This is a genomic window from Lysobacter sp. F6437, from assembly GCF_052547215.1.
Genome location: NZ_JBQWRB010000002.1, coordinates 68,280 through 88,891, shown reverse-complemented (window position 1 = coordinate 88,891; position 20,612 = coordinate 68,280). Strand labels below are relative to the sequence as shown.

Below are 20,612 nucleotides of genomic sequence, written 5' to 3'. Positions count from 1 at the left end.
TCCTTCGGCCCGTCGGTTCGACGGGTCACGTGGACGACGCGGCGGATGGTAGTGGACCTGTCTGCCGCGCCGGTTACACGGAAGTTAAGGCGCACCAAAAGGACAACGCCGGTACATGGCCGGCGTTGTCCCTGCTGCATCGACGTGGGTTGCTGCTGTTACTGGGTGATGTCGGCCTTGTAGGTCTCGCGCAGGAACAGCGAGCCGATCACGAAGGTCATCAGCGCGATCACGATCGGGTACCACAGGCCGTAGTAGATGTTGCCGGTGGCCGCGACCAGCGCGAACGAGATGGTCGGCAGGAAGCCGCCGAACCAGCCGTTGCCGATGTGGTACGGCAGCGACATCGAGGTGTAGCGGATCCGGGTCGGGAACAGCTCGACCAGCCACGCCGCGATCGGCCCGTAGACCATGGTCACGTAGACCACCAGCAGCGCCAGGATCGCCAGCACCATCGGCTTGTTGATGCGCGCCGGGTCGGCCTTCTCGGGATAGCCGGCGGTGGCGAGGGTCGGTTTCAGCGCGGCGTTGAAGGTGGCCGACTGCGCCGCCGCGTCCTCCTTCGCCAGGCCGGTCGCCTCGTAGCTGGAGATCTCGGTGTCGCCGATCATCACGGTGGCGACGGTGCCGGCCGGCGCGTCCTGCACGTCGTACGGCACGCCGGCCTTGGCCAGTGCCGCGGTGGCGATGTCGCAGGAGCTGGTGAACTGCTTCTTGCCGACCGGATCGAACTGGAAGTTGCAGGTGTCCGGGTCGGCGATCACCACCGCCGGGTAGCTGGCGCTGGCTTCCTCGACGGCCGGGTTGGCGTAGTGGGTCAGCGCCTGGAACAGCGGGATGTAGGTCAGCGCGGCGACCAGGCAGCCGGCCATGATGATCTTCTTGCGGCCGATGCGGTCGCTGAGCCAGCCGAAGAACACGAAGAACGGCGTGCCGATCACCAGCGCGCCGCCGATCAGCAGCCAGGTCGTGGTGGGGTCGACCTTCAGCGATTGGGTGAGGAAGTACATCGCGTAGAACTGGCCCGTGTACCAGACCACCGCCTGGCCCGCGGTGGCGCCGAGCAGCGCGAGCAGCACGATGCGGCCGTTCTTCGAGAAGAAACTCTCGGTGATCGGCGCCTTGGAGGTCTTGCCCTCGGCCTTCATCTGCTGGAACAGCGGCGACTCGCTCAGCTGCATGCGGATCCACACCGACACGCCCAGCAACACGATCGACAGCAGGAACGGCAGGCGCCAGCCCCAGTCGTTGAACGCCTCGGTGCCGAGCACTTCGCGCACGCCGAGGATCACCACCAGCGACAGCAGCAGGCCGACCGTCGCGGTGGTCTGGATGAAGCTGGTGTAAAGCCCGCGCTTGCCGTTGGGTGCGTGCTCGGCGACATAGGTCGCCGCGCCGCCGTACTCGCCGCCGAGCGCCAGGCCCTGCAGCATCCGCAGCACGATCAGGATGATTGGCGCGGCGATGCCGATGCTGGCGTAACTGGGCAGCACGCCGACCAGGAAGGTCGACAGGCCCATGATCACGATCGTGACCAGGAACGTGTACTTGCGCCCGATCATGTCGCCGATGCGGCCGAAGACAATGGCGCCGAACGGCCGCACCGCGAAGCCGGCGGCGAACGCCAGCAGGGCGAAGATGAAGCCGGTGGTCTCGTTGACGCCGCTGAAGAACTGCGCGGCGATGATCGCCGCCAGCGAGCCGTACAGGTAGAAGTCGTACCACTCGAACACGGTGCCCAGGCTCGACGCGAAGATGACCTTCTTGTGGCTCTGGGTGAGGGTGCCGGGCGTGGACGGCCCGGCGGTTGCGCTGACACTGGACATGAGGTGGTTCCCCTTCGCTGGAAGCTGGTTTTCAGAAGCCGGGTTTTCAGAAGCTGTATTTGACGGTGGTGTGCAGGCGGCTCAGGTCGCCCTCGCGGTCGTCCTCGAGGAAGCGCTGGCCGAAGCTCAGTTCCGCGCCGATGTCGAGCTTGGAGAACGGCGAGTAGATGAGGTTGGCGCGCAGCGAATGCGCGCGCTCGGTCACGCCCTGGCCCATCAGGCCGACGTCGTTGTCGAAGTGCGCGGCCGAGTACATCAGGTTGCCGCGCAGTTTCGGATTGAGCACGTGGCGCCAGGCGATGTAGCCGCCGTAGCCGTCCAGCGCCTCGAGGTCGCCGTCGACGTCCTGCACCACGTCGGTGCCCATGCCGAACGCGAGGTAGCGGCCGATCCCGCTGCCGCCGTTGATCGCGTAGCGGATGTCGTCGTTGGCGCCGAGGTTGAACTTGCCCGACGCGCTGAGCGCGCCGCCGGTCGCGGTTTCCTCGCCGGCCTTGAACTGGCGCAGCAGGCCGGCGACGGTGAAGTGGCCCCAGTCGCCCTTGGTGATCCAGCGCGCGGTGGCGTCGGGCGCGATGTTGTCGCCGCTGTTGAAGCGCGGGCCGCCGGACAGGTAAGGGGTAACGGTGGTCTGCGGGTTCTCCAGCGAGAACGACCACGGGCCATTGGTATAGCGCAGCTGGGCCTGGCGCACGAACACCACGCCGTCGGTCGGGCCGACGAAGTCGACCGAGTCGGGCAACGCGGCGGTGTCCTGGAAGTTCGACCAGGTCTGGCCGGCCAGCCAGTTGTTCCAGCTCACGTAGGCGTGGCGCAGCGAGACGCCGTAGGTGTTGGTCGAGGTCTCGTTGCCGAGCAGCGAATTGCTGCCGCCGCCGTACATGTCGGCCTCGATGTAGGCCTTGACTTTGTCGCCGGCGTCGGTGACGTGGTCGGCGGCCAGCCAGAACCGCGAGAACTGCGCGTGCACGTCGGTGTAGGCGTCGCCACCTTCGGCGTCGTCGGGACCGACCGGGATCGTGCTCGGGACATAGAACAGCCGGCCGGCCGAGCCATCGGCGATGCGGCCGTCGCTGGTGTCGGTGGCCATCGCGTCGAGCTTGATGAAGCCGCCAAAGCTGAAGGCGGTGCCCGGGTTCGCCGATGGCGTGATGGTGGTGGTCTGGATCGCCTTGCCATCGGCGACGGCGGGTGCGGGCGCGGTCGCCGGCGGAGGCGCGGCGGTGATCGCGGACGACTGCTGTTGCGACACCAGTTGCCGGACCATCTTCTCCAGCTCGGCCACGCGGGCCTCGAGTTCGGCCTCCTTGGCGGTCTGGGCGAAGGCGAGGCCGGGCAACATCAGTGCGACCAGCAGCGTCGCGGCGAGCGGTCGCCTGCGGATCGCGGCGGTGCGCGGTCGGGTTTGACCGGATACGTGATGGCTGGACATGTGGCGGTTGGACACGTTCCCCTCCCATGGTTGGCCGTGTCGGACGCACGGTCCGCTGGAGCCTGCAGCGGCATCGCACTGCACAACCATTCGCCATTGGTCGTAGACGGGCGGGTTTTCGCCGCCATGTTCGACCAAGGTCTAAGACGCGCGGTCACGGCGGCCGGCGCCGGATGTTGCACACTGGATGACCCGGCCGTCGTCGAGTGGCCGGTGACCTGCCAATGCCATCGGAGTGCGCCATGAACCAGTCCGCCACCGTGTATCCGGTCAAGCCGGAGTTCGCCGCCGACACGCGGATCACCCGCGACGACTACCAGCGCCTGTACGCGCAGTCGCTGGAGCAGCCGGACGCGTTCTGGGGCAAGGTCGCCGAGCGGCTGGACTGGATGAAGGCGCCGACGCAGGTCAAGGACACCAGTTTCGACCTGGAGGACTTCCGCATCCGCTGGTACGCCGACGGCGAGCTCAACGCCAGCGTCAACTGCCTCGACCGGCACCTCGCGACCCGCGGCGACAAGACCGCGCTGGTGTTCGAGCCCGACAGTCCCGATTCCCCGGCCGAGAACATCAGCTATCGCCAGTTGCACGAGCGTGTGTGCAAGCTCGCCAATGCGCTGCGCGCGCTCGGCGTCGGCAAGGGCGACCGCGTCACCATCTACCTGCCGATGATCCCCGAGGCCGTGGTCGCGATGCTCGCCTGCGCGCGCATCGGTGCGGTGCACATGGTGGTGTTCGGCGGGTTCGCGGCCAACTCGATCGCCGACCGCGTGTCCGACAGCGGCAGCAAGCTGATCATCACCGCCGACGAGGGCCTGCGCGCCGGCAGGAAGGTCGCGCTCAAGGCCAACGTCGACGCCGCGTTGAAGCTGCCCGGCACCAACAGCGTCGAGACCGTGCTGGTGGTGCGCCACACCCGTGCCGCGGTCGACATGCAGATGCCGCGCGACCGCTGGTACGACGCGGTGGTCGACGACCAGCCGGTCGAATGCGAGCCCGAGCGCATGAACGCCGAGGACCCGCTGTTCATACTCTACACCTCCGGCAGCACCGGCAAACCCAAGGGCGTGCTGCACACCACCGGCGGCTACCTGGTTTACGTCAGCTACACCCATGAGGCCGTGTTCGACCTGAAGGAGGACGACGTCTACTGGTGCACCGCCGACGTCGGCTGGGTCACCGGCCACAGCTACATCGTCTACGGGCCGCTGGCCAACGGCGCCACCGCGCTGGTGTTCGAGGGCGTGCCGACGTTCCCCGATGCGTCGCGTTTCTGGCAGGTCATCGACAAGCACCAGGTCACGATCTTCTACACCGCACCGACCGCGATCCGCGCGCTGATGCGCGAGGGCGAGGCGCCGGTCAAGGCGACTTCGCGGCAGTCGCTACGGCTGCTCGGCACGGTCGGCGAACCGATCAATCCCGAGGCGTGGCGCTGGTACTACGAAGTGGTCGGCGACAGCCGCTGCCCGATCGTCGACACCTGGTGGCAGACCGAGAACGGCGGCATCCTGATCTCCGCGCTGCCCGGCGCGATCGACCTCAAGCCCGGTTCGGCGAGCCGGCCGTTCTTCGGCATCCAGCCGGCGATCGTCGACACCAACGGCACCCCGATCGAAGGCGAGGGCGAAGGCAACCTGGTGATCCTCGACTCGTGGCCGGGCCAGATGCGCACGGTCTACGGCGACCACCAGCGCTTCATCGACACCTACTTCAGGACCTACCCGGGCACCTATTTCACCGGTGACGGCTGCCGCCGCGACACCGACGGCTACTACTGGATCACCGGCCGGGTCGACGACGTGATCAACGTCAGCGGCCACCGCATCGGCACCGCCGAGGTCGAGAGCGCGCTGGTCTCGCACGACAAGGTCGCGGAGGCCGCGGTGGTCGGTTTCCCGCACGACATCAAGGGCCAGGGCATCTACGCTTACGTGACCCTGATCGCCGGCGAGCAGCCCAGCGACGCGCTGCGTGCCGAACTGGTCAAGCACGTGCGCGCCGAGATCGGCCCGATCGCCGCGCCCGACCACCTGCAGTGGGCGCCGGGCCTGCCGAAGACCCGCTCGGGCAAGATCATGCGGCGGATCCTGCGCAAGATCGCCGAGAACGCTCCGGACCAGCTCGGCGACACCAGCACCCTGGCCGATCCGTCCGTGGTCGATTCGCTGGTGCAGGAACGCCGCGTGCCCTGACGCGCACCGCATGCCGACGCTCCTGATCGCCGACGACCACCCGCTGTTCCGCGAAGCCCTGCGCGGCGTGGTCGCGCGGGTCATGCCCGGCGCACGGTTGCACGAGGCCGACAGCGTCGACGCGCTGTACGCACTGGTCGAAGCCGAGCCCGACGCCGACCTGCTGCTGCTCGACCTCAACATGCCCGGCGCGCAGGGCTTCAGCTCGCTGGTGCACCTGCGCGCGCTGCATCCGCAGCTGCCGATCGTGGTGGTGTCGGCGCGCGAGGAACCGGTGGTGATGCGCCGTGCGCTAGACCACGGCGCGGTCGGCTTCATCCCCAAGTCGGCCGATGCCGCGACGCTGGGTGAGGCGATCGGCAGCGTGCTCGATGGCGATCACTGGGCACCCGCCGCCGCGTTCAACGCCCCCGCGGCGCAGCCCGAGGAACACGACGCGGCGCGCCGCCTGCGCGACCTCACCCCGCAGCAGTTCCGGGTGCTGCAGATGCTCGGCGCCGGCCTGCTCAACAAGCAGATCGGTTACGAACTCAATGTCTCCGAGGCGACCGTCAAGGCACATGTCACCGCGATCCTGCGCAAGCTCGGCGCCGGCAACCGCACCCAGGCCGTGCTCATCGCCGGGCGGCTCGCACTCGACCCGGGCAACATCACCCTGCCGCCGGAAGAAGTGGACTAGCGCGAGCCAGCGCGGCTAGCGCTGCGCCGCGAGGAACGCCCGCAACGACGCCGGCTTGACCGGCTTGGTCAGCACCCGGCAGCGGTGTGCGCGCGCGGCGTGCTTGAGCGCGTCGCTGCCGTCGCCGGTCAGCAGTGCGGCCGGCAGGTCGGCGCCCAATCGTTCGCGCAGCAGGTCGATGATGCCGAGGCCGTCGAGGCGATCGTGCAGGTGGTAGTCGACCAGCGCCACATCGGGCGCTTCGCCGGGTACCAAAGCGTCGAGCAGGGCGATCGCCTCGTCGGTGGTCGCGGCAACCAGGGTGACCGCGTTCCAGCGCGTCAGCAACGCGCGCATGCCGTCGAGGATCTCGCGGTCGTTGTCGATGCACAGCACCCGCAGGCCGGCGAGCGAGTCGGCGAAGCGCGGTTCCGGCGGCGGGTCGGAGCCGGCGAGTTCGGGGAACCGCGCGCGACCGAACGGCACGGTGATCGCGAACACGCTGCCGACGCCAACCCGCGAGCGCACGCCCAGCGGATGGTCCAGCGTGCGGGCGATGCGCTGGCAGATCGACAGCCCGAGGCCGAGTCCGCGCTCGCCGCGGCCGGGATGCTCGAAGCGGCGGAACTCGTCGAAGATCTGCCCGAGGTGGTGCGGCGGAATGCCCGGGCCGCTATCCCAGACCTGCAGCTCGACCGCGCCCTCGCGCACGCGCGCGGCGATCAGCGCGCCGCCGTCGCGGGTATAGCGCAGCGCGTTGGCGAGGAAGTTCTGCAGCGCGCGGCGCAGCAGCCGGCGGTCGCTGCGCACCACCAGCGGCGCCGCGGGCGTGCGCACGCGCAGTTGCAGGCCGCGACTGGCGGCAATCGGCGCGTGCTGCGCGGCGAGTTCGCGCAGCAGCGGGTTGACGTCGAAGTCGATGACCTCCGGCCGCAGCGCACCTGCATCGAGTCGGGAGACGTCGAGCAAACCGTCGAGCAAATCCTCGGCGGTGCGCAGCGAGGTGTCGACGCGCTCGGCCAGCCGCGCCTGTTCGGCCAGCTCATCGCTTTCGCGCAGGGCCGAGGTGAACAGTCGCGCGGCGTTGAGCGGCTGCAACAGGTCGTGGCTGACCGCGGCAAGGAAACGGGTCTTGGATTGCTGCGCTTCCTCGGCCTCGCGGGTGCGCTGTTCGACGCGCTGCTCCAGGGTCTCGTTGGATTCGCGCAACGCCTGCTCGGCGCGCTTGTACTCGGTGATGTCGCTGTAGCTGGTGACGTAGCCGCCACCGTCGAGTGGCCGGCCGCGCATCTCGATCACCTGTCCGTTGGAGCGCACGCGCTCGAAAACGTGCGGTGCACCGGCGCCGAGGTGGTCGATCCGGCGCTGCACCTGGGCGTCGATGTCGCCGTCGCCCATCTCGCCGCGCTCGGCGTTCCAGCGCAGCAGGTCGGCGACCGGGCGGCCGACGTAGAGCATGCCGTCGGGGTATTCGAACAGTTCCTGGTAGCGCCGGTTCCACGCCACCAGCCGCATCCCGGCGTCGACCACGCTGACGCCCTGGCTGATGTTCTCCAGCGTGGTCGCCAGCACTTGCCGGTTGAAGCGCAACTCCTGGTTGGCCTCGTCGAGCAGCGCGACCACCTCGCCCAGCTCCATGCCGGAACCGCGCAGGGCGGTGGTCAGGGTCAGGCGCGCCGAAGCGGCGCCGATCGCGGCCGACAGCAGGCGTTCGGTGAACTGGGCGAGCGCGCGGTCCGCCGGTTGCTCGGGCTGCCAGGCGTGGCCCTGCTGGCGCGCGTAGTCCTCGAACGCTCGACGGGCATGGCGCTCGCCGACGATGCGTTCGGCCAGCGCCAGCAGTTCGCCGCCACGCACGCTGCCGGCCCAGCCGCCGGGGCCGAGCGGTGGCCGCTTGGCGTAGGGATCGAGGAACGGTGCGGCGCGCAACTGGTCGTGCAGGCGCGGCCGCTGCCGCGCCGAGACGTAGACGAAGGCGCCGACGTTGAACAGCAGCGACCAGAACACGCCATGGGTCAGCGGGTCCCAGCCGACCAGCCCGAACAGCTGCCGCGGCCGCAGCCACGACGCGCCGAGCAGCCCGCGGTCGATCCAGCCGGTGTCGAACCAGCCCGCGTTGGCCAATGTCGGCAGCAACAGCGTGTAGGCCCAGACCAATGCGCCGGCACCGAGCCCGGCGAGCGCCCCGGCGCGGCTCGCGCCCCGCCAGTACAGCCCGCCGATCAGCGCCGGCGCGAACTGCGCGACCGCGGCGAACGCCAGCAGGCCGTGGTCGGCCAGGCTGCCGCCGACCGATCCGTGCGCGTAGGCATAGGCCATCAGCGCCAGCCCGAGGATCGTCGCCCGGCGCACCCACAACACCTGCCGGTCGATGCCCGGCCCGGTCTGGCGCAGCGCCCCGGTACGAAGCAGCACCGGCATGATCAGGTCGTTGCTGACCATCGTCGCCAGCGCCACGCTGGTCACGATGACCATGCCGGTCGCCGCCGAGAAGCCGCCGATGTAGACGATCAGCGCCAGCGTGCCCTGGTCGAGCGCCAGCGGCAGCGCCAGCACGTAGGTGTCCGGCGACACCCCGGTGCCGCCCAGCACCGCCTGGCCGGCCAGCGTGATCGGCACCACCATCAGGCTGATCAGCACCAGGTAGCCGCCGAAGAACCAGCGCGCCACGCGCAGGTCCCCGACGTTCTGGCACTCGACCACCGCGACGTGGAACTGCCGCGGCAGGCACACCAGCGCGGTGAACGCGAGCAGGGTCTGGGCGACGAAGCCGACCGGCAGGCCCGGCCGGGTCACCTCGTCGGCGGCCTGCACGACGCGCTCGCCGAAACCGCCGACGCCGGGCAGGTGCATCAGCGCGAAGACGCCGATCGCGACGAACGCGACCAGCTTGACCAGCGACTCCAGCGCGACCGCCAGCACCATGCCGTGATGGTGCTCGGTGGCGTCGATCCGGCGGGTACCGAACAGGATCGAGAACACCGCCAGCAGCAACGCGGTGTACAGCGCCGGGTCGGCCAGCAGGCTGGCATTGGCCGGCGCCGGCGTCCCGGCGAGCACCTGGATGCTGTCGGCGACCGCCTTGAACTGCAGCGCGACGTACGGGATGGCGGCGACAAGGGCCAGCAGCGCGACCAGTGCCGCCAGCCCCGGCGCGCGGCCGTAGCGCGAGGACAGGAAGTCGGCGATCGAGGTGATGCGCTGCTCGTCGGACACCAGCACCAGCCGTTCCAGCAGCCGCCAGCCGAACAGCAACAGCAGCAGTGGCCCGAGGTAGATCGGCAGGAAGCCCAAACCGGTGCGCGCCGCGGTGCCGACTGCGCCGTAGAACGTCCACGACGAGCAGTACACCGCCAACGCCAGCGAGTACACCGCCGGGCGCAGCCAGCGATGCTTCGGCATCGCCTCGCGCTGGTCGCCGTAGTAGGCGACCAGGAACAGCATGCCGACGTAGCCGACCGACACCAGCAGCAGTATCCAGCCCGGAATCACCTGTGCGCGCCTCCCCGTGTGCCGACCCGAGTGTACGGGCGCGCGGCCGGCGTGCGGCAACAAAAAACCCGCCGGAAGGGCGGGTTCTTCGTTGCATCGAACAAGCCGGAAGGCCTACTTGATCTTGCCTTCCTTGTAGATCACGTGCTTGCGAACGACGGGATCGTACTTCTTGATCTCCATCTTGTTCGGCGTGTTCTTCTTGTTCTTGTCGGTGGTGTAGAAGTGGCCGGTGCCGGCCGAAGAGATCAGGCGGATCTTGTCACGCTTGCCTGCCATGGTTCAGTCCTCCTCAGATCTTTTCGCCGCGTGCGCGGAGGTCGGCCAGAACGGAATCGATGCCGTTCTTGTCGATGGTGCGCATGGCGTTGGCGGAAACACGCAGCTTGATCCAGCGGTTCTCGCTGGCGACCCAGAACCGGCGCTCGTGCAGGTTGGGCATGAAGCGGCGGCGGGTCTTGTTCATGGCGTGCGAGACGTTGTTGCCGGTCGTCGTTCGCTTGCCGGTTACTTGGCATACACGGGACATACGCACCTCGAAAGGTAGTTGGTGCTTCCCTTGGCCAGGGAGGCGGCGGCCCCGCCGGGTCCACGGTAAACCGTGGATGGCACGCAATGCGGGTATCGATACGTCGGGCCCGGGTGTCGGTCGACGGTGCTGGAACCAGGCGGGCCGGAACTGCGCTTCCGGGGCCGCCCTGCCGTCCCCTTCGGGGTGGCCGGACACAGCGAGCCGCGCATTATTGCGCAATCGGACAGCTGCAGCAAGCCGGGCCTTATTCGGCGGTGCCGCGCAGCTTTTCCAGTACGCCCTCGAGCGAGTCCAGGTCGCTGTAATGGATCACCAGCCGGCCCTTGCCGGCGCGGCCGTGCAGCACGTTGACCTTGGTGTTGAGCGACTCCGACAACTCGCGTTCGAGGCTGACGATGTCGGCCTGCGGCTTGGTCTTGCCCGGCCGCGCGCGCTTGCCTTCCGGCACCCGGCCGAGGGCGAACTGCTGGGCGCGGTGTTCGACTTCGCGCACCGACCAGCCGTGTTCGGCGGCGTCGGCGGCGAGCTTGCTGGCCAGTTCCGGCGACAGCGTCAGCAGCGCGCGGGCATGGCCCATCTCCAGCCGGCGGGCCTCGACCAGCGCGCGGATGGCAGGCGGCAGTTCCAGCAGGCGCAGCAGGTTGGATACCGCGGCCCGGGAGCGCCCAACGGCCTCGGCGGCCTGCGCGTGGGTCAGGTCGAACTCGTCGATCAGCCGTTGCAGCGCCTGCGCTTCCTCCAGCGGGTTGAGGTCCTCGCGCTGGATGTTCTCGATCAGCGACATCGCGACCACGGTGCGGTCGTCGACCTCGCGCACTACCACCGGGATCTCGGTCAGCCCGGCCAGTTGGCTCGCACGCCAGCGACGTTCACCGGCGATGATTTCGTAGGTCTTGCTGCCACGTCCGTCGCGGTCCACCTCGCGCACCACGATCGGCTGGATGACGCCTTGGGCCTTGATCGACTCGGCCAGTTCTTCCAGCTTGTCCTCGTCCCAGTGCTTGCGCGGCTGGTACTTGCCGGCGGTCAGGGCGTCGACCGGCAAGTTGCGCAGGGTGTCGTTGCCGTTGGCTTCCAGCGAGGGCGCCTCGGCCGCCGCCTTGGGTCCCAGCAGGGCCTCGAGGCCGCGACCCAGGCCGCGCTTCTTGGCCGTTGACGCGCTCTTGCCGCTGGTCTTCGGGGCGTCGTCGCTGGCAACGCTCATGCGTGGATCTCCTGTGCTTGCGGCGCCGCGGGCACGGCCTTGTCTCGCTCGCGCTGGCGCCGCAGTACTTCACCGGCGAGCCCGAGGTAGGCGATGCCGCCGCGCGAGCCGCGGTCATACCCGACGATGCTCTGGCCGTGGCTGGGCGCCTCGGCCAGGCGCACGTTGCGCGGGACGATGGTGCGGAACACCTGCTCGCCGAAATGGTTGGTCAACTCGGCCGACACCGCGTTGGCGAGGTTGTTGCGGACATCGAACATCGTGCGCAGCACGCCCTCGATCTCCAGCCGCGGATTGAGGTTGGCCTTCAGCGCCTCGATGGTGTCGAGCAACGCGCTGATGCCTTCCAGCGCGTAGTACTCGCACTGCATCGGAACGATGATCGAGTCGGCCGCGGTCAGCGCGTTGAGGGTCAGCAGCGACAGCGCCGGCGGGCAGTCGATCAGGATGAAGTCGTAGTCGTCGGCGACCGGCTGCAATACGCGCTTGAGCTGCTGCTCGCGGCCGTCCACGCCCATCAGGCGGATCTCCGCGGCGGTCAGGTCGATGTTGCCGGGCAGCAGGTCGAAGTCTTCCGGTGCGCGTACGATCGCGGCGCTGGCATCGGCCTCGCCGAGCAGCACCTCGCAGACCGAAGTCTCCAGCTCGCGCTTGTTGAAGCCGCTGCCCATGGTCGCGTTGCCCTGCGGGTCCAGGTCGACCAGCAACACTTTCTTCGGCGCACGCGCGAGCGCTGCTGCGAGGTTGACCGCGGTGGTGGTCTTGCCGACCCCGCCCTTCTGGTTGGCGACGGCGATGATGCGGGCCATGCGGCTCGTCCCCTGATGCTGGTGTGTGGCGGTGGATTTCCCGGGACGGCGCCGTTCGCCGTTCGGACACAGGATTATGCCCGGCTCGGGCGCGGCTTGCCGAACCGCGGCTGGCGCGTCGACAGGCGGCGCCCACGGATTGCGTTGCGTGACCGGCATCACGGGCCGCCGCCCGCGGTTGAAGCCGGCCTACCGCGGTTGCCGCTGGATAACGACGAGGTGTCGTTCGGCACCAAGGCCGGGAACGCGCAACGGATGCGATTCGGTGACCATCCAGCCGGCGGGCAGCGCGGCGACTTCATCGCGCGGGTACACGCCCTTCATTGCCAGCAGGCGGCCATCCGGTTTCAACAGGTGACCGCCGAGCTCGATGATCAGCGGCAGCGTGGCCAGCGCGCGCGCGGTGATCGCATCGAAGCTGGCGGGTTCGTCCAGCGCCTCGATCCGTGATTCGGCGACCCGCACGTCCGCCAGGCCGAGCTTGCGCACCGCCTCGCGCATGAACCGGGCCTTCTTGCCGTTGCTCTCGACCAAGGTCACGCGCAGGCCGGGCTTTGCGATCGCCAACGGGATCCCGGGCAGGCCGGCGCCGGTGCCGAGGTCGGCCAGCGCGCCGCCGGCCGCGGCGATGGCATCCACGTGCGGATGCATCGCCAGCGAGTCGAGCAGGTGCTTGTCGACCATTTCCATCGGGTCGCGCACCGCGGTCAGGTTGTAGGTCCGGTTCCAGCGCAGCAGCAGCTCAAGGTAGTCGAGCAATGGCGCGGCGAGGGCGCGATCGAGCGCCAGCGCCTCGAGGCCGGATTCGAGGCGGGTGCGCAGGGCGGGGGGCAATGCGGATGCGTTCATCGGTGGAATTATGACGCGGGCGCGCCGCGCGGCCGCCAAGCCAGCGCGCCGAGGTAGCCGGGCGCAGGGGTCAGTTCCCGGACCGTCCAGTCGCTCGGCGAACCCAGCGCCGGATCGCATGCCTGCATCCGCAGCCCGGCGGCGGTATCGGCGAACACCAGCCGGTCCAGTCCGAACGACAGCCCGTGTCCGTGCGCCTTCAGCACCGCCTCCTTGGCGCACCACAGGCGCAGGAACGCGTGTTCCTGCTCGCCGTGCGCGGCCAACCAATCGGCCTCATCGGGATGGAAGAAGCGGCGGGCCAGCTCGAGCGCACGCGGCCGCGGGCGGCGCCATTCGAGGTCGGCGCCAACACGGATGCCCTGGCCGAGCGCGACCAGCAATCCATCGCCGCTGTGGCTCCAGTTGCAGTCCCAATCGGCGAGTGGACCGCCCAGCCATGGCCGGCCTCGCGGGTCGCGCCCGATCGGTACCGCTGCGCCCGGACCGCCCAACTGCACCCCCAGCCACTCGCGCACCAATGGCTCCGCCGACGCTGAACCGGAACGGTCCAGCGGCAGCCAGGTCCAGCGCGGGTTCATTGCGGCGGGCGCAGACAGGGTTATCAAGATGGTGTTGGCCTCGGGCCGGCGCGCCAGCGTAAGCTAAACGGAGGGGAGCGGCAGGGCCGCCGAATAAGAAAACATTATGTCTGCGGTTATCGATACCACTGCCACGCGGAATGTCGCCAGCGGCCGTTCGGCGCTCGCCACCGGAACCGCTGACCGCGCGATCGCATTCGACGCACGCGGCGATATCACCCTCGGGCAATTCCAGCGCGAGGTCCGCGCAGTCGCCGCGACCCTGCCGGATGCACCCTACGCCATCAACCTGTGCGAGGACCGCTACCGTTTCCTGGTCGCGTTCTGCGCCGCCGCGGTGCGTGGCCAGGTCACCCTGTTGCCGTCCTCCCGCGCCGCTGCGGTGGTCGATGAAGTGCTCGCCGGCCACCCCGGCAGCTACTGCCTCGGCGACCATCCGCTGACGCCGCAACCACCGCATTACCACTGCCTGCCGCCGCAGCTGTCGCAAGCGGAGGGCGATGCATTGACGATCGACGCCGACGCGCTGGTCGCGATCGGTTTCACCTCCGGCAGCACCGGCCAGCCCAGCCCCAACCCCAAGCATTGGCGTTCGCTGCAGGCCAGCACCGTGCAGAACCTCGCTGCGCTGGCCGACCTGCTCGACCGCGACGGCAGCACCCACGTGGTCGCGACCGTACCGCCGCAGCACATGTACGGCATGGAGATGTCGGTGCTGCTGCCGTTGCTCGGGCCGGTCGCGGTGCACGGCGCAAAACCATTTTTCCCCGACGATGTCGCCTGCGCGCTGGCCCAGGCCAACAGCCCGCCGCTGCTGGTGACCACCCCGGTGCACCTGCGCGCGCTGGTCGAATCGGGCGTGGCGTTGCCGCCGCTGGCCGGCATCGTCTCGGCCACCGCGCCACTGGCGGCCGAGCTGGCCGCCGCCGCCGAAGCGCGTTACGGCTGCGAGGTGCGCGAAGTCTTCGGCTCGACAGAAACCTGCGTCATCGCGCGCCGCCGCACCGCGGTCGAAACCGGCTGGACCCCGTTGCCCGGCGTGCGCGTGGTCCCGCAGCCCGATGGCGCCGCGATCCACGCCCCGCACCTGGACACCCCGGTGGTGCTGGCCGACCTGGTGGAAGTGTTCGCCGACGGCCGCTTCGAGCTGCGCGGCCGCAATGCCGACCTGCTGGAGATCGCCGGCAAGCGCGCCTCGCTGGGCGACCTGACCCGCAAGCTGCTCGCCGTCCCCGGCGTGGTCGATGGCGTGGTCCTGCAACTGGATGCCTGCGACGGCCCCGGCGTGCGCCGGATCGCCGCGGTCGCGGTGGCGCCCGGACTCGATGCCGCGACGATCCTTGCTGCATTGCGGAAACAGGTCGACCCGGTATTCCTGCCGCGACGGCTGCGCTGCGTCGACCGGCTGCCCCGCAACGACACCGGCAAACTGCCGCGCCACGCATTGCTCGCACTGCTCGACGGCTGATTCCCGGCATCCCCGGACACCGGGCTTTCCGGGCGCGGACAAGCGGCCCGGGCCGCTGACACCCCCATCACGCCGGCCTATACAGACTGCAAATCGCCCCCACGCAGGGGTGCGTTTTCCACCCTCTGAATGGACCAAGGAGTAACGAACATGATGGGTATCATCATTTGGCTGATCGTAGGCGGCATCATCGGTTGGATTGCCAGCATGATCATGAAGACCGATGGCCAGCAGGGCATCTTCCTCAATATCGTCGTCGGCATCATCGGCGCCTTCCTGGGCGGGTGGATCGGCGGCATGCTGGGTATTGGCGGCGATATCAACAGCGGTGATTTCAGTATCTCCGGACTGCTGATGTCACTGGTGGGCGCGATTATCCTGCTGGCGATCGTGAATCTGTTCCGGCGTGGTCGCGTGCGCTGAACCGGAGCGGTTGACGAACTGACTGGTAAAAGAAGGCCCGGCGATTGCCGGGCCTTTTCTTTGTGCGCAACGGAGGCAGCGATACTCAGTCGTGCCCGGGCAGCCCGTCGCCGACGTCGAGCATTTCCTCCATCTGGGCCAGGGTGTCGCCATCCTTGATGACCCGCTTGAGCCAGACGTGCAACGGCATCTCGCCCCAGCTCGCGGCCTTGTCGGCGAGGTAGGCCACCGGGCTGTGCGGCTCGGTGCGACGGAAATACTCGGCCACCCGCCGCAACTGCGCGATCGCTTCCTTGCGCGTGCCGATCGCGCTATTGCCGGACGCGATGATGACGGAGGGAGTGGAGGTGCCCGGCTCCAATTCGCTGCCGACGCCTACCGACGGTTCGCCATCGACCAGTACGCCAGCTTCGCGAGCAAACCGGTTGGCGGTGTCGCACAGGTGGTTCAACTGGTCGCGCAGGGAGGTGAAACTCGGTCCGTCCTGGCCCAGGCGTGCATCCACCGCTTGTTCGAGTTCGGCCAGTGCCTCGCGGCAGTCGGGCAGCTGTTCGGTCAAGCGCAGGTAGAAGGCATGCGGTGTATCGCGGCGCGCAGCCTCGAGGGTTTCCAGCGTAGGTTCCGTCGAGTTGTCACCGTGGCGACCGCGGGCCGCCTCAAAATCGGCCAGCCCGAACCGGCCCTGCGGCGCCTGGGTCAACGGCAACTCGCGCAGCCACTCGGTCGAGTGACCGATCAGCCAGCTGATGTTGCCGATGCGCTGCTCGAGGTCGCCGTCCTCTACCTGCGGATGCACGTCGTCCCAGAAAAGGTCGCACAATCGCGCCACCAGGCGATAGCCACGTGCCAGCCCGACGAAGTCGTGGCTCCTGGTCTGTGCCTCGGCCCACCACACCGCCAGCCGCAGATCCTTGCTGCGCTGCTGCAGCAACTGGCTGCTCTGCCTAGCTACGGCCACCCAGTCCGCGCTCTTGAGCTCGGTGACCCACTCGCCCTGTTCCAGCGACGGATCGTCGGCGCGTCGCGCCTCCTGGATGGCGTCGTACTCAAGCGAGAACGACAGATCCTCGCCACTGGGGCGGGCATCGGAGATCGGTGACAGCAGTTCTTCAAGTTCCAGCATGGCAGTCCATTGCGGTGCGACAGAAGGGTGAAAATCTAAGTCGGGCGGGGCGAGGATGTCTGGGCGGGTCGATCTTCTACCGTTTTGGTCGTAGAAATTGGCTGCCTGTTCTAAGAAAGAGCGCCAATCATCTGTCATATTCAGCAAGGACCTCGCGAATATCATTCTGGGAAAGCTGGCTGCTGCTCAATATCGATGCCAGCTCAGCTTTGGTAAGCGGGTACTCGCGCAGGAGTTTAGCTAACGACGCTCCGTCAACGGGATAAGCAGAGGTCGGGCGAATCTCACTTGGGTCCGCGAGCGTGCTGGATTCAAGGTCGACTCCTTCGACATTCAAGTACACGCGATACCTAATAAATCCTTCGGGAAAAGCTTGGTCGAAGTAGAGAGTTGTGCCAATAGGCAGGAGATAGTTGTGGCCAGCTTCCGCCGAGCCTTCGAGCATCAATGGATGTTCAAGTGTATGAATTTTCTGGCTCATATAATATCTCTCTATCAGTCCGGAAGTGAAAATAGTCGCAATTGCAACAACAGCTGACCATATTGTCAAAAGAAGTGCGTTGCGAAGTGTCATTCAGCTTCCTCCATATTCGTCGGTGCGGCTCACTTTGATAGCTCGTTGCGCTGCGAGGAATTCCTGGAGGTTTGCAGGCAGAAACAGCCTGTCTGAGCCGCCCTTTGCAGAGAGTCCAAGAAGCTCCTTCCAATTAAGAACTTCTTCAGGCTTGTTGAATGCATCTGAGCCGCGATCGATGTTCTTTATGGCCGCCTTTGCACCATCAATACTTAACGTCGTGCAGTTCGGTCCGAGAGCATGATAATCCGTGGCCAATTTGTATGCTTTCATTCCAGCGCGATTTTTTCTTGGGAGAGGCGTTGCCGTGCGGATTTTTTCATTAAAAAAACCGTTTGCCGCACTGGCTTGATGATCGAAGACGTAGTAGACGAATCCGGTGGTGATCCGGTGAAGCGCGTTCTCGCCTCTTATGTAGGAATCAAAATCAGTCCAGATTCTCAATATGCCGTCGCCAGTTTCGCCAAAGGCGCCTCTAGTGGCGCCATACCTGCCGAAATCATACGTCAGATCGGCGGTCTTCGATTTGACCCGCAAAGCGGTGTGGCCGTAGCGGTGCTCCTCACCATCTTTGACATATGGACCGCCCACTAGAATTTGAATCTCGGCAGTAGGCTTGATCTTGGCTTGCACAACGCTGTTCTGGGGCGAAACAGTTCTTGCTCTCGTTGTGGGCCTAGGCATTGGACGTCCCCGTTCGTGTTTCACCCCAAATAACTTGTACGTCTTCGCTCGTAACGGAACCGATGCGTAGCGTTCTGCCCTCCCTGTCGGTAGTACCGAAATACTCGTCGCCCGACGCTAGTACTATCTTGTATGGCATGTTTTCGACCGGCTCCCCGGTTAGTTCGTTCATCAGCTGGAACTGCTGATCGAATCGTTTGATACGGGTGTCAGGCAGCACGTCCAGCACCGCCGCCCCACTCGCCCCGCCCTTGAACGGCACCTGCCCGGCCTTGACCGTGAAGTTGCCGGGGCACGCAAACGTGATATCGCCGCCTTCCAACGTGATCTGGGTCTTGCCCGCCTGCAGCACGATCTTCTGCTTGGCCAGCACGTCCATGCGTTCGTCGGTGGCGGTGACGGTGACGCTCTGGTCGGCCAGAAGTTCCAGCGGGCCGGCGTGGGCTTGCAGGCTCAATGGGCCGTTGGCGGCGATGGCCTTGACCGGGCCGTGCTGGGCGAACAGGGCGAGGTGGCCGCCGCTGACGCCGGTGAAGGTGTGCGCGGCCGCGAGGTGGGTGTCGAACTGGCTGGTCAGGTGGCTGTGGCCGCCGGCGTAGGCGATGGCGCTGGCCGGGGTGGTCAGGGCGATTGCGTCTGGGGATTCGGCGATCAGCAGCGGGGCGGCGAACTTTTCGACCGGATCGCCGCCGTCGCGGTTGGCGCCTTCGGGCTTGGTCGCGCTCTGGCCGTTGACGCTGCCGCCGTACTTGCCGTCCTGTTCGGGGTCGATCTGCTTGATCAGGTCGGTCTGGCGGGCGTTGCCGGCCAGCGTGGCGACTTCGCTGCCTTGGGCGGCGTCGTTCAACGCCTGCGCGGTGCGTTCGGCGCCCTTGAGCTGACTGACGGCCTCGGCGATGTCGAGTTGGGTCGAGCCGGCGTTGGTGCGTGCGGTGGTCGACAGCAGCAGGCCCTGGCCGGCGCGGACGTTGGCCCAGCCGAGCGTCGCCAGGTCGAAGCCCTCGCCGGTGTAGCCACCACGCGATGCGTTGTTGGCGTCGATCAGATAGCCCAGTTCCAGTCGGCTGTCGGCCAAGCTGGTGTGCAGGCGCTGACGCAGTTGGCCGGGGGCATCGTCGAGCAGCCACTGCTGGCTGCCCCTGCCGTCGAGCGACTGGCTGTGCAGGCCCGACACGGTGCCGGGGTGGTTGCTGGCGTCGGCCAAGGCAAACGGCGGCGCGACCTCGCCGTTGTAGAGCTGCCCGACGATCAGCGGCTGGTCGATGTCGCCATGCAGGAACTCGACCAGCACTTCGCTGCCGATGCGCGGCAGGGCGTGACTGCCCCAGTTGGGACCGGCCTGCCACTCGGCGACGCGGACCCAGGTGCCGGAGGTGTCGTCACCGGGCGCGTGGCCGTGAGGGTTGGCGGTCGAACCGGTGTCGGTCAGGCCGCCGGGGTTGGGTGCGACGCCGCGTTGCCAGGCGAACTGGATGCGGACCTGGTGGTCGCGGCTGCTGGTGACGGTCGCGTCGGGCAGGCCGACCACGCGGGCGGTTTGCAGTCCCGGTGCGGTGGCCTTGGGCCGCGCTAGCGGAACGATTGCGGTGTCGGCGGGCACAGCGATGAATCGGTTGCGGTAGCTGCCGCGCTCCAGTTCACCGCTTGCGGTTGAGGTGCTGTCGAGCAAGGCGACGATGCCGCTGGGCAGGTTGTTTGCGGCGACGTGCTCGACCACCAGCGCGATGAAGCGCTGGCCGGACAGGTCCGGGTGCTGGCTCAGGGTGAAACCGGCCCCGGCGTCGAGCCCGCGCGCGCTGCCGCTGCCGGCGTGCAGGCGCTGCGGCAGGCGCAGTGCGTCCAGTTGCAGCTCGGCGGTCAGGTCGGCGTGGCTGCGCTCGGCGAAACGGTCGCTGCGGGCGGCGCGGTAGACCTCACGGGTCGGCAGGTTCGGGCCGGCGGGGTCGGCGTCGAGGGCGGCGGCGCGCGACTCGACCCGCTCGGGCTGCCAGCTGGCGGCGGTCACCGCGTTGGCGGTGGCTTGGCGCTGCCCGGCGAAGTGCGTAATTGCGTCCAGCGATTCGGCTGCGTCAATGCGGTGGAAGCGCACCGTCGCCGGGTTGGCATCGAGCACCTCGGCGTCGCGGTCGAAGATCACCAGCGTGTGGTTGCCGCCCGGTGTCTCGGAGCTTTCATCCGCGGCCGCGCCCTGCACGTGCTCGAAACGCCAGGCCAGCCCGGCATCCGCAAGCAGTCGAAAGACGAAGGCGTGATCGCTCTGGCGGTACTGGGTGGTGACCGGGAACGCGGGCAACGCCTGCGTGGCATCGACGCGATAGCTCGCTTGCGGGTAGTCGTCGAAGATCCGCTCGACCACGCCCAGCGCGTCGAGGCCCTGGAAAATAATCGCGTTGCGGCGCAGTTTGAGAAACGCGGTCCACGGTTCCATCGTCAACCGGTAACGCGCGAGTCCGCCGTCGCTGCCGAGCGGGGCGACCCGGGTGCAGTGGCCGTGCCAGTGGCGATGGCCACCATCGGCCTGCCGCAAGCGCAGTGACAGCGGCCGGCCGACCAGCGCCTGGGCGTCGAGGAAGGCCGATGTGGACAGGCAGTCGACCTCGAAGTGGAAGTCGTCACAGACCGACTCGTGGCCTTCGAATCGCTCGACCACCAGCGCGCCGGGCAGGGCGCTGTCGATCTCGATCAACCGGGTGTCTTGCGACAACAATCCCAGCCACTGGCTGGCGTGGCTGGCAAGGCGCTGGATATCCATATCCGTGGGG

General features: G+C 67.7%; 17 protein-coding genes. 4 read left to right on the top strand and 13 right to left on the bottom strand.

All coding sequences use genetic code 11. The features are described from left to right. Nucleotides 1-158 precede the first annotated feature (158 nt). Nucleotides 159-1,826: an MFS transporter gene (locus ACT9F5_RS08900; protein WP_445119588.1), complete on the bottom strand. Its 1,668-nt coding sequence runs from the start codon at nucleotides 1,824-1,826 to the stop codon at nucleotides 159-161. Nucleotides 1,827-1,872: 46 nt separating this feature from the next. Continuing rightward, complete coding sequence (locus ACT9F5_RS08895; protein WP_445119835.1) at nucleotides 1,873-3,258, bottom strand: DcaP family trimeric outer membrane transporter; 1,386 nt, start codon at nucleotides 3,256-3,258, stop codon at nucleotides 1,873-1,875. A gap of 242 nt (nucleotides 3,259-3,500) precedes the next feature. Here ACT9F5_RS08895 and acs point away from each other — a divergent pair, with 242 nt between their 5' ends. Together acs and ACT9F5_RS08885 are read left to right on the top strand one after the other, a co-directional pair. Then, complete coding sequence (acs, locus tag ACT9F5_RS08890) at nucleotides 3,501-5,453, top strand: acetate--CoA ligase (RefSeq protein ID WP_445119587.1); 1,953 nt, start codon at nucleotides 3,501-3,503, stop codon at nucleotides 5,451-5,453. A gap of 10 nt (nucleotides 5,454-5,463) precedes the next feature. Beyond that, nucleotides 5,464-6,132 (top strand): response regulator, encoded by a 669-nt coding sequence (locus ACT9F5_RS08885; protein ID WP_445119586.1) that lies wholly within the window; start codon nucleotides 5,464-5,466, stop codon nucleotides 6,130-6,132. A 15-nt stretch (nucleotides 6,133-6,147) separates the two neighbouring features. On the opposite strand, the gene ACT9F5_RS08880 is transcribed toward ACT9F5_RS08885, so the two are convergent. The 7 genes from ACT9F5_RS08880 to ACT9F5_RS08850 all read right to left on the bottom strand — a co-directional run bounded on the left by ACT9F5_RS08880 (nucleotide 6,148) and on the right by ACT9F5_RS08850 (nucleotide 13,602). Then, the gene (locus ACT9F5_RS08880) at nucleotides 6,148-9,603 is read right to left on the bottom strand and encodes a PAS-domain containing protein (RefSeq protein WP_445119585.1); all 3,456 of its coding nucleotides are present in this window, start codon (nucleotides 9,601-9,603) and stop codon (nucleotides 6,148-6,150) included. A gap of 114 nt (nucleotides 9,604-9,717) precedes the next feature. Further along, a complete protein-coding gene (rpmG, locus tag ACT9F5_RS08875) occupies nucleotides 9,718-9,882 on the bottom strand; it encodes a 50S ribosomal protein L33 (protein WP_445098126.1) in 165 nt (54 codons plus the stop codon). A gap of 13 nt (nucleotides 9,883-9,895) precedes the next feature. After that, nucleotides 9,896-10,132, bottom strand: coding sequence for a 50S ribosomal protein L28 (gene rpmB / locus ACT9F5_RS08870; RefSeq protein WP_445119834.1), 237 nt, complete (start codon nucleotides 10,130-10,132; stop codon nucleotides 9,896-9,898). A 247-nt stretch (nucleotides 10,133-10,379) separates the two neighbouring features. After that, on the bottom strand, nucleotides 10,380-11,339 hold the full coding sequence (locus tag ACT9F5_RS08865) for a ParB/RepB/Spo0J family partition protein (protein ID WP_445119584.1): 960 nt from the start codon (nucleotides 11,337-11,339) through the stop codon (nucleotides 10,380-10,382). After that, nucleotides 11,336-12,148: an AAA family ATPase gene (locus ACT9F5_RS08860; RefSeq protein WP_445119583.1), complete on the bottom strand. Its 813-nt coding sequence runs from the start codon at nucleotides 12,146-12,148 to the stop codon at nucleotides 11,336-11,338. Before ACT9F5_RS08860 ends, ACT9F5_RS08865 begins: the two co-directional genes overlap by 4 nt. A gap of 189 nt (nucleotides 12,149-12,337) precedes the next feature. Beyond that, nucleotides 12,338-12,997 carry a 16S rRNA (guanine(527)-N(7))-methyltransferase RsmG gene (gene rsmG / locus ACT9F5_RS08855; protein WP_445119582.1) on the bottom strand — a complete coding sequence of 220 codons (660 nt, stop codon included), beginning with the start codon at nucleotides 12,995-12,997 and terminating at the stop codon, nucleotides 12,338-12,340. An 8-nt stretch (nucleotides 12,998-13,005) separates the two neighbouring features. After that, a complete protein-coding gene (locus tag ACT9F5_RS08850) occupies nucleotides 13,006-13,602 on the bottom strand; it encodes a 4'-phosphopantetheinyl transferase superfamily protein (RefSeq protein WP_445119833.1) in 597 nt (198 codons plus the stop codon). Between the two features lie 82 nt (nucleotides 13,603-13,684). Between ACT9F5_RS08850 and ACT9F5_RS08845 the strand changes: the two genes are divergently transcribed. Next, entirely contained in the window at nucleotides 13,685-15,046 is a 1,362-nt protein-coding gene (locus ACT9F5_RS08845; protein WP_445119581.1) for an AMP-binding protein, read from the top strand. Between the two features lie 153 nt (nucleotides 15,047-15,199). Then, nucleotides 15,200-15,469, top strand: a complete 270-nt coding sequence (locus tag ACT9F5_RS08840) for a GlsB/YeaQ/YmgE family stress response membrane protein (protein WP_445119832.1) — start codon at nucleotides 15,200-15,202, stop codon at nucleotides 15,467-15,469. 85 nt (nucleotides 15,470-15,554) lie between these two features. On the opposite strand, the gene tssA is transcribed toward ACT9F5_RS08840, so the two are convergent. The 4 genes from tssA to ACT9F5_RS08820 form a co-directional block, all read right to left on the bottom strand. Further along, nucleotides 15,555-16,592: a type VI secretion system protein TssA gene (gene tssA / locus ACT9F5_RS08835; RefSeq protein ID WP_445119580.1), complete on the bottom strand. Its 1,038-nt coding sequence runs from the start codon at nucleotides 16,590-16,592 to the stop codon at nucleotides 15,555-15,557. A 127-nt stretch (nucleotides 16,593-16,719) separates the two neighbouring features. Then, nucleotides 16,720-17,166: a hypothetical protein gene (locus ACT9F5_RS08830; RefSeq protein WP_445119579.1), complete on the bottom strand. Its 447-nt coding sequence runs from the start codon at nucleotides 17,164-17,166 to the stop codon at nucleotides 16,720-16,722. Further along, nucleotides 17,167-17,799 carry a hypothetical protein gene (locus ACT9F5_RS08825; RefSeq protein WP_445119578.1) on the bottom strand — a complete coding sequence of 211 codons (633 nt, stop codon included), beginning with the start codon at nucleotides 17,797-17,799 and terminating at the stop codon, nucleotides 17,167-17,169. 43 nt (nucleotides 17,800-17,842) lie between these two features. After that, nucleotides 17,843-20,602: a type VI secretion system tip protein TssI/VgrG gene (locus ACT9F5_RS08820; protein WP_445119577.1), complete on the bottom strand. Its 2,760-nt coding sequence runs from the start codon at nucleotides 20,600-20,602 to the stop codon at nucleotides 17,843-17,845. Between the last annotated feature and the right edge of the window lie 10 nt (nucleotides 20,603-20,612).

Bases quoted from the DNA above. Each gene is read 5' to 3' on its own strand.
- tssA (WP_445119580.1), bottom strand. From the start codon at position 16,592: ATGCTGGAACTTGAAGAACTGCTGTCACCGATCTCCGATGCCCGCCCC.
- acs (WP_445119587.1), top strand. From the start codon at position 3,501: ATGAACCAGTCCGCCACCGTGTATCCGGTCAAGCCGGAGTTCGCCGCC.
- ACT9F5_RS08820 (WP_445119577.1), bottom strand. From the start codon at position 20,602: ATGGATATCCAGCGCCTTGCCAGCCACGCCAGCCAGTGGCTGGGATTG.
- ACT9F5_RS08845 (WP_445119581.1), top strand. From the start codon at position 13,685: ATGTCTGCGGTTATCGATACCACTGCCACGCGGAATGTCGCCAGCGGC.
- rpmB (WP_445119834.1), bottom strand. From the start codon at position 10,132: ATGTCCCGTGTATGCCAAGTAACCGGCAAGCGAACGACGACCGGCAAC.
- ACT9F5_RS08840 (WP_445119832.1), top strand. From the start codon at position 15,200: ATGGGTATCATCATTTGGCTGATCGTAGGCGGCATCATCGGTTGGATT.
- ACT9F5_RS08865 (WP_445119584.1), bottom strand. From the start codon at position 11,339: ATGAGCGTTGCCAGCGACGACGCCCCGAAGACCAGCGGCAAGAGCGCG.
- rpmG (WP_445098126.1), bottom strand. From the start codon at position 9,882: ATGGCAGGCAAGCGTGACAAGATCCGCCTGATCTCTTCGGCCGGCACC.
- ACT9F5_RS08830 (WP_445119579.1), bottom strand. From the start codon at position 17,166: ATGACACTTCGCAACGCACTTCTTTTGACAATATGGTCAGCTGTTGTT.
- ACT9F5_RS08895 (WP_445119835.1), bottom strand. From the start codon at position 3,258: ATGTCCAGCCATCACGTATCCGGTCAAACCCGACCGCGCACCGCCGCG.
- ACT9F5_RS08900 (WP_445119588.1), bottom strand. From the start codon at position 1,826: ATGTCCAGTGTCAGCGCAACCGCCGGGCCGTCCACGCCCGGCACCCTC.
- ACT9F5_RS08860 (WP_445119583.1), bottom strand. From the start codon at position 12,148: ATGGCCCGCATCATCGCCGTCGCCAACCAGAAGGGCGGGGTCGGCAAG.
- rsmG (WP_445119582.1), bottom strand. From the start codon at position 12,997: ATGAACGCATCCGCATTGCCCCCCGCCCTGCGCACCCGCCTCGAATCC.
- ACT9F5_RS08885 (WP_445119586.1), top strand. From the start codon at position 5,464: ATGCCGACGCTCCTGATCGCCGACGACCACCCGCTGTTCCGCGAAGCC.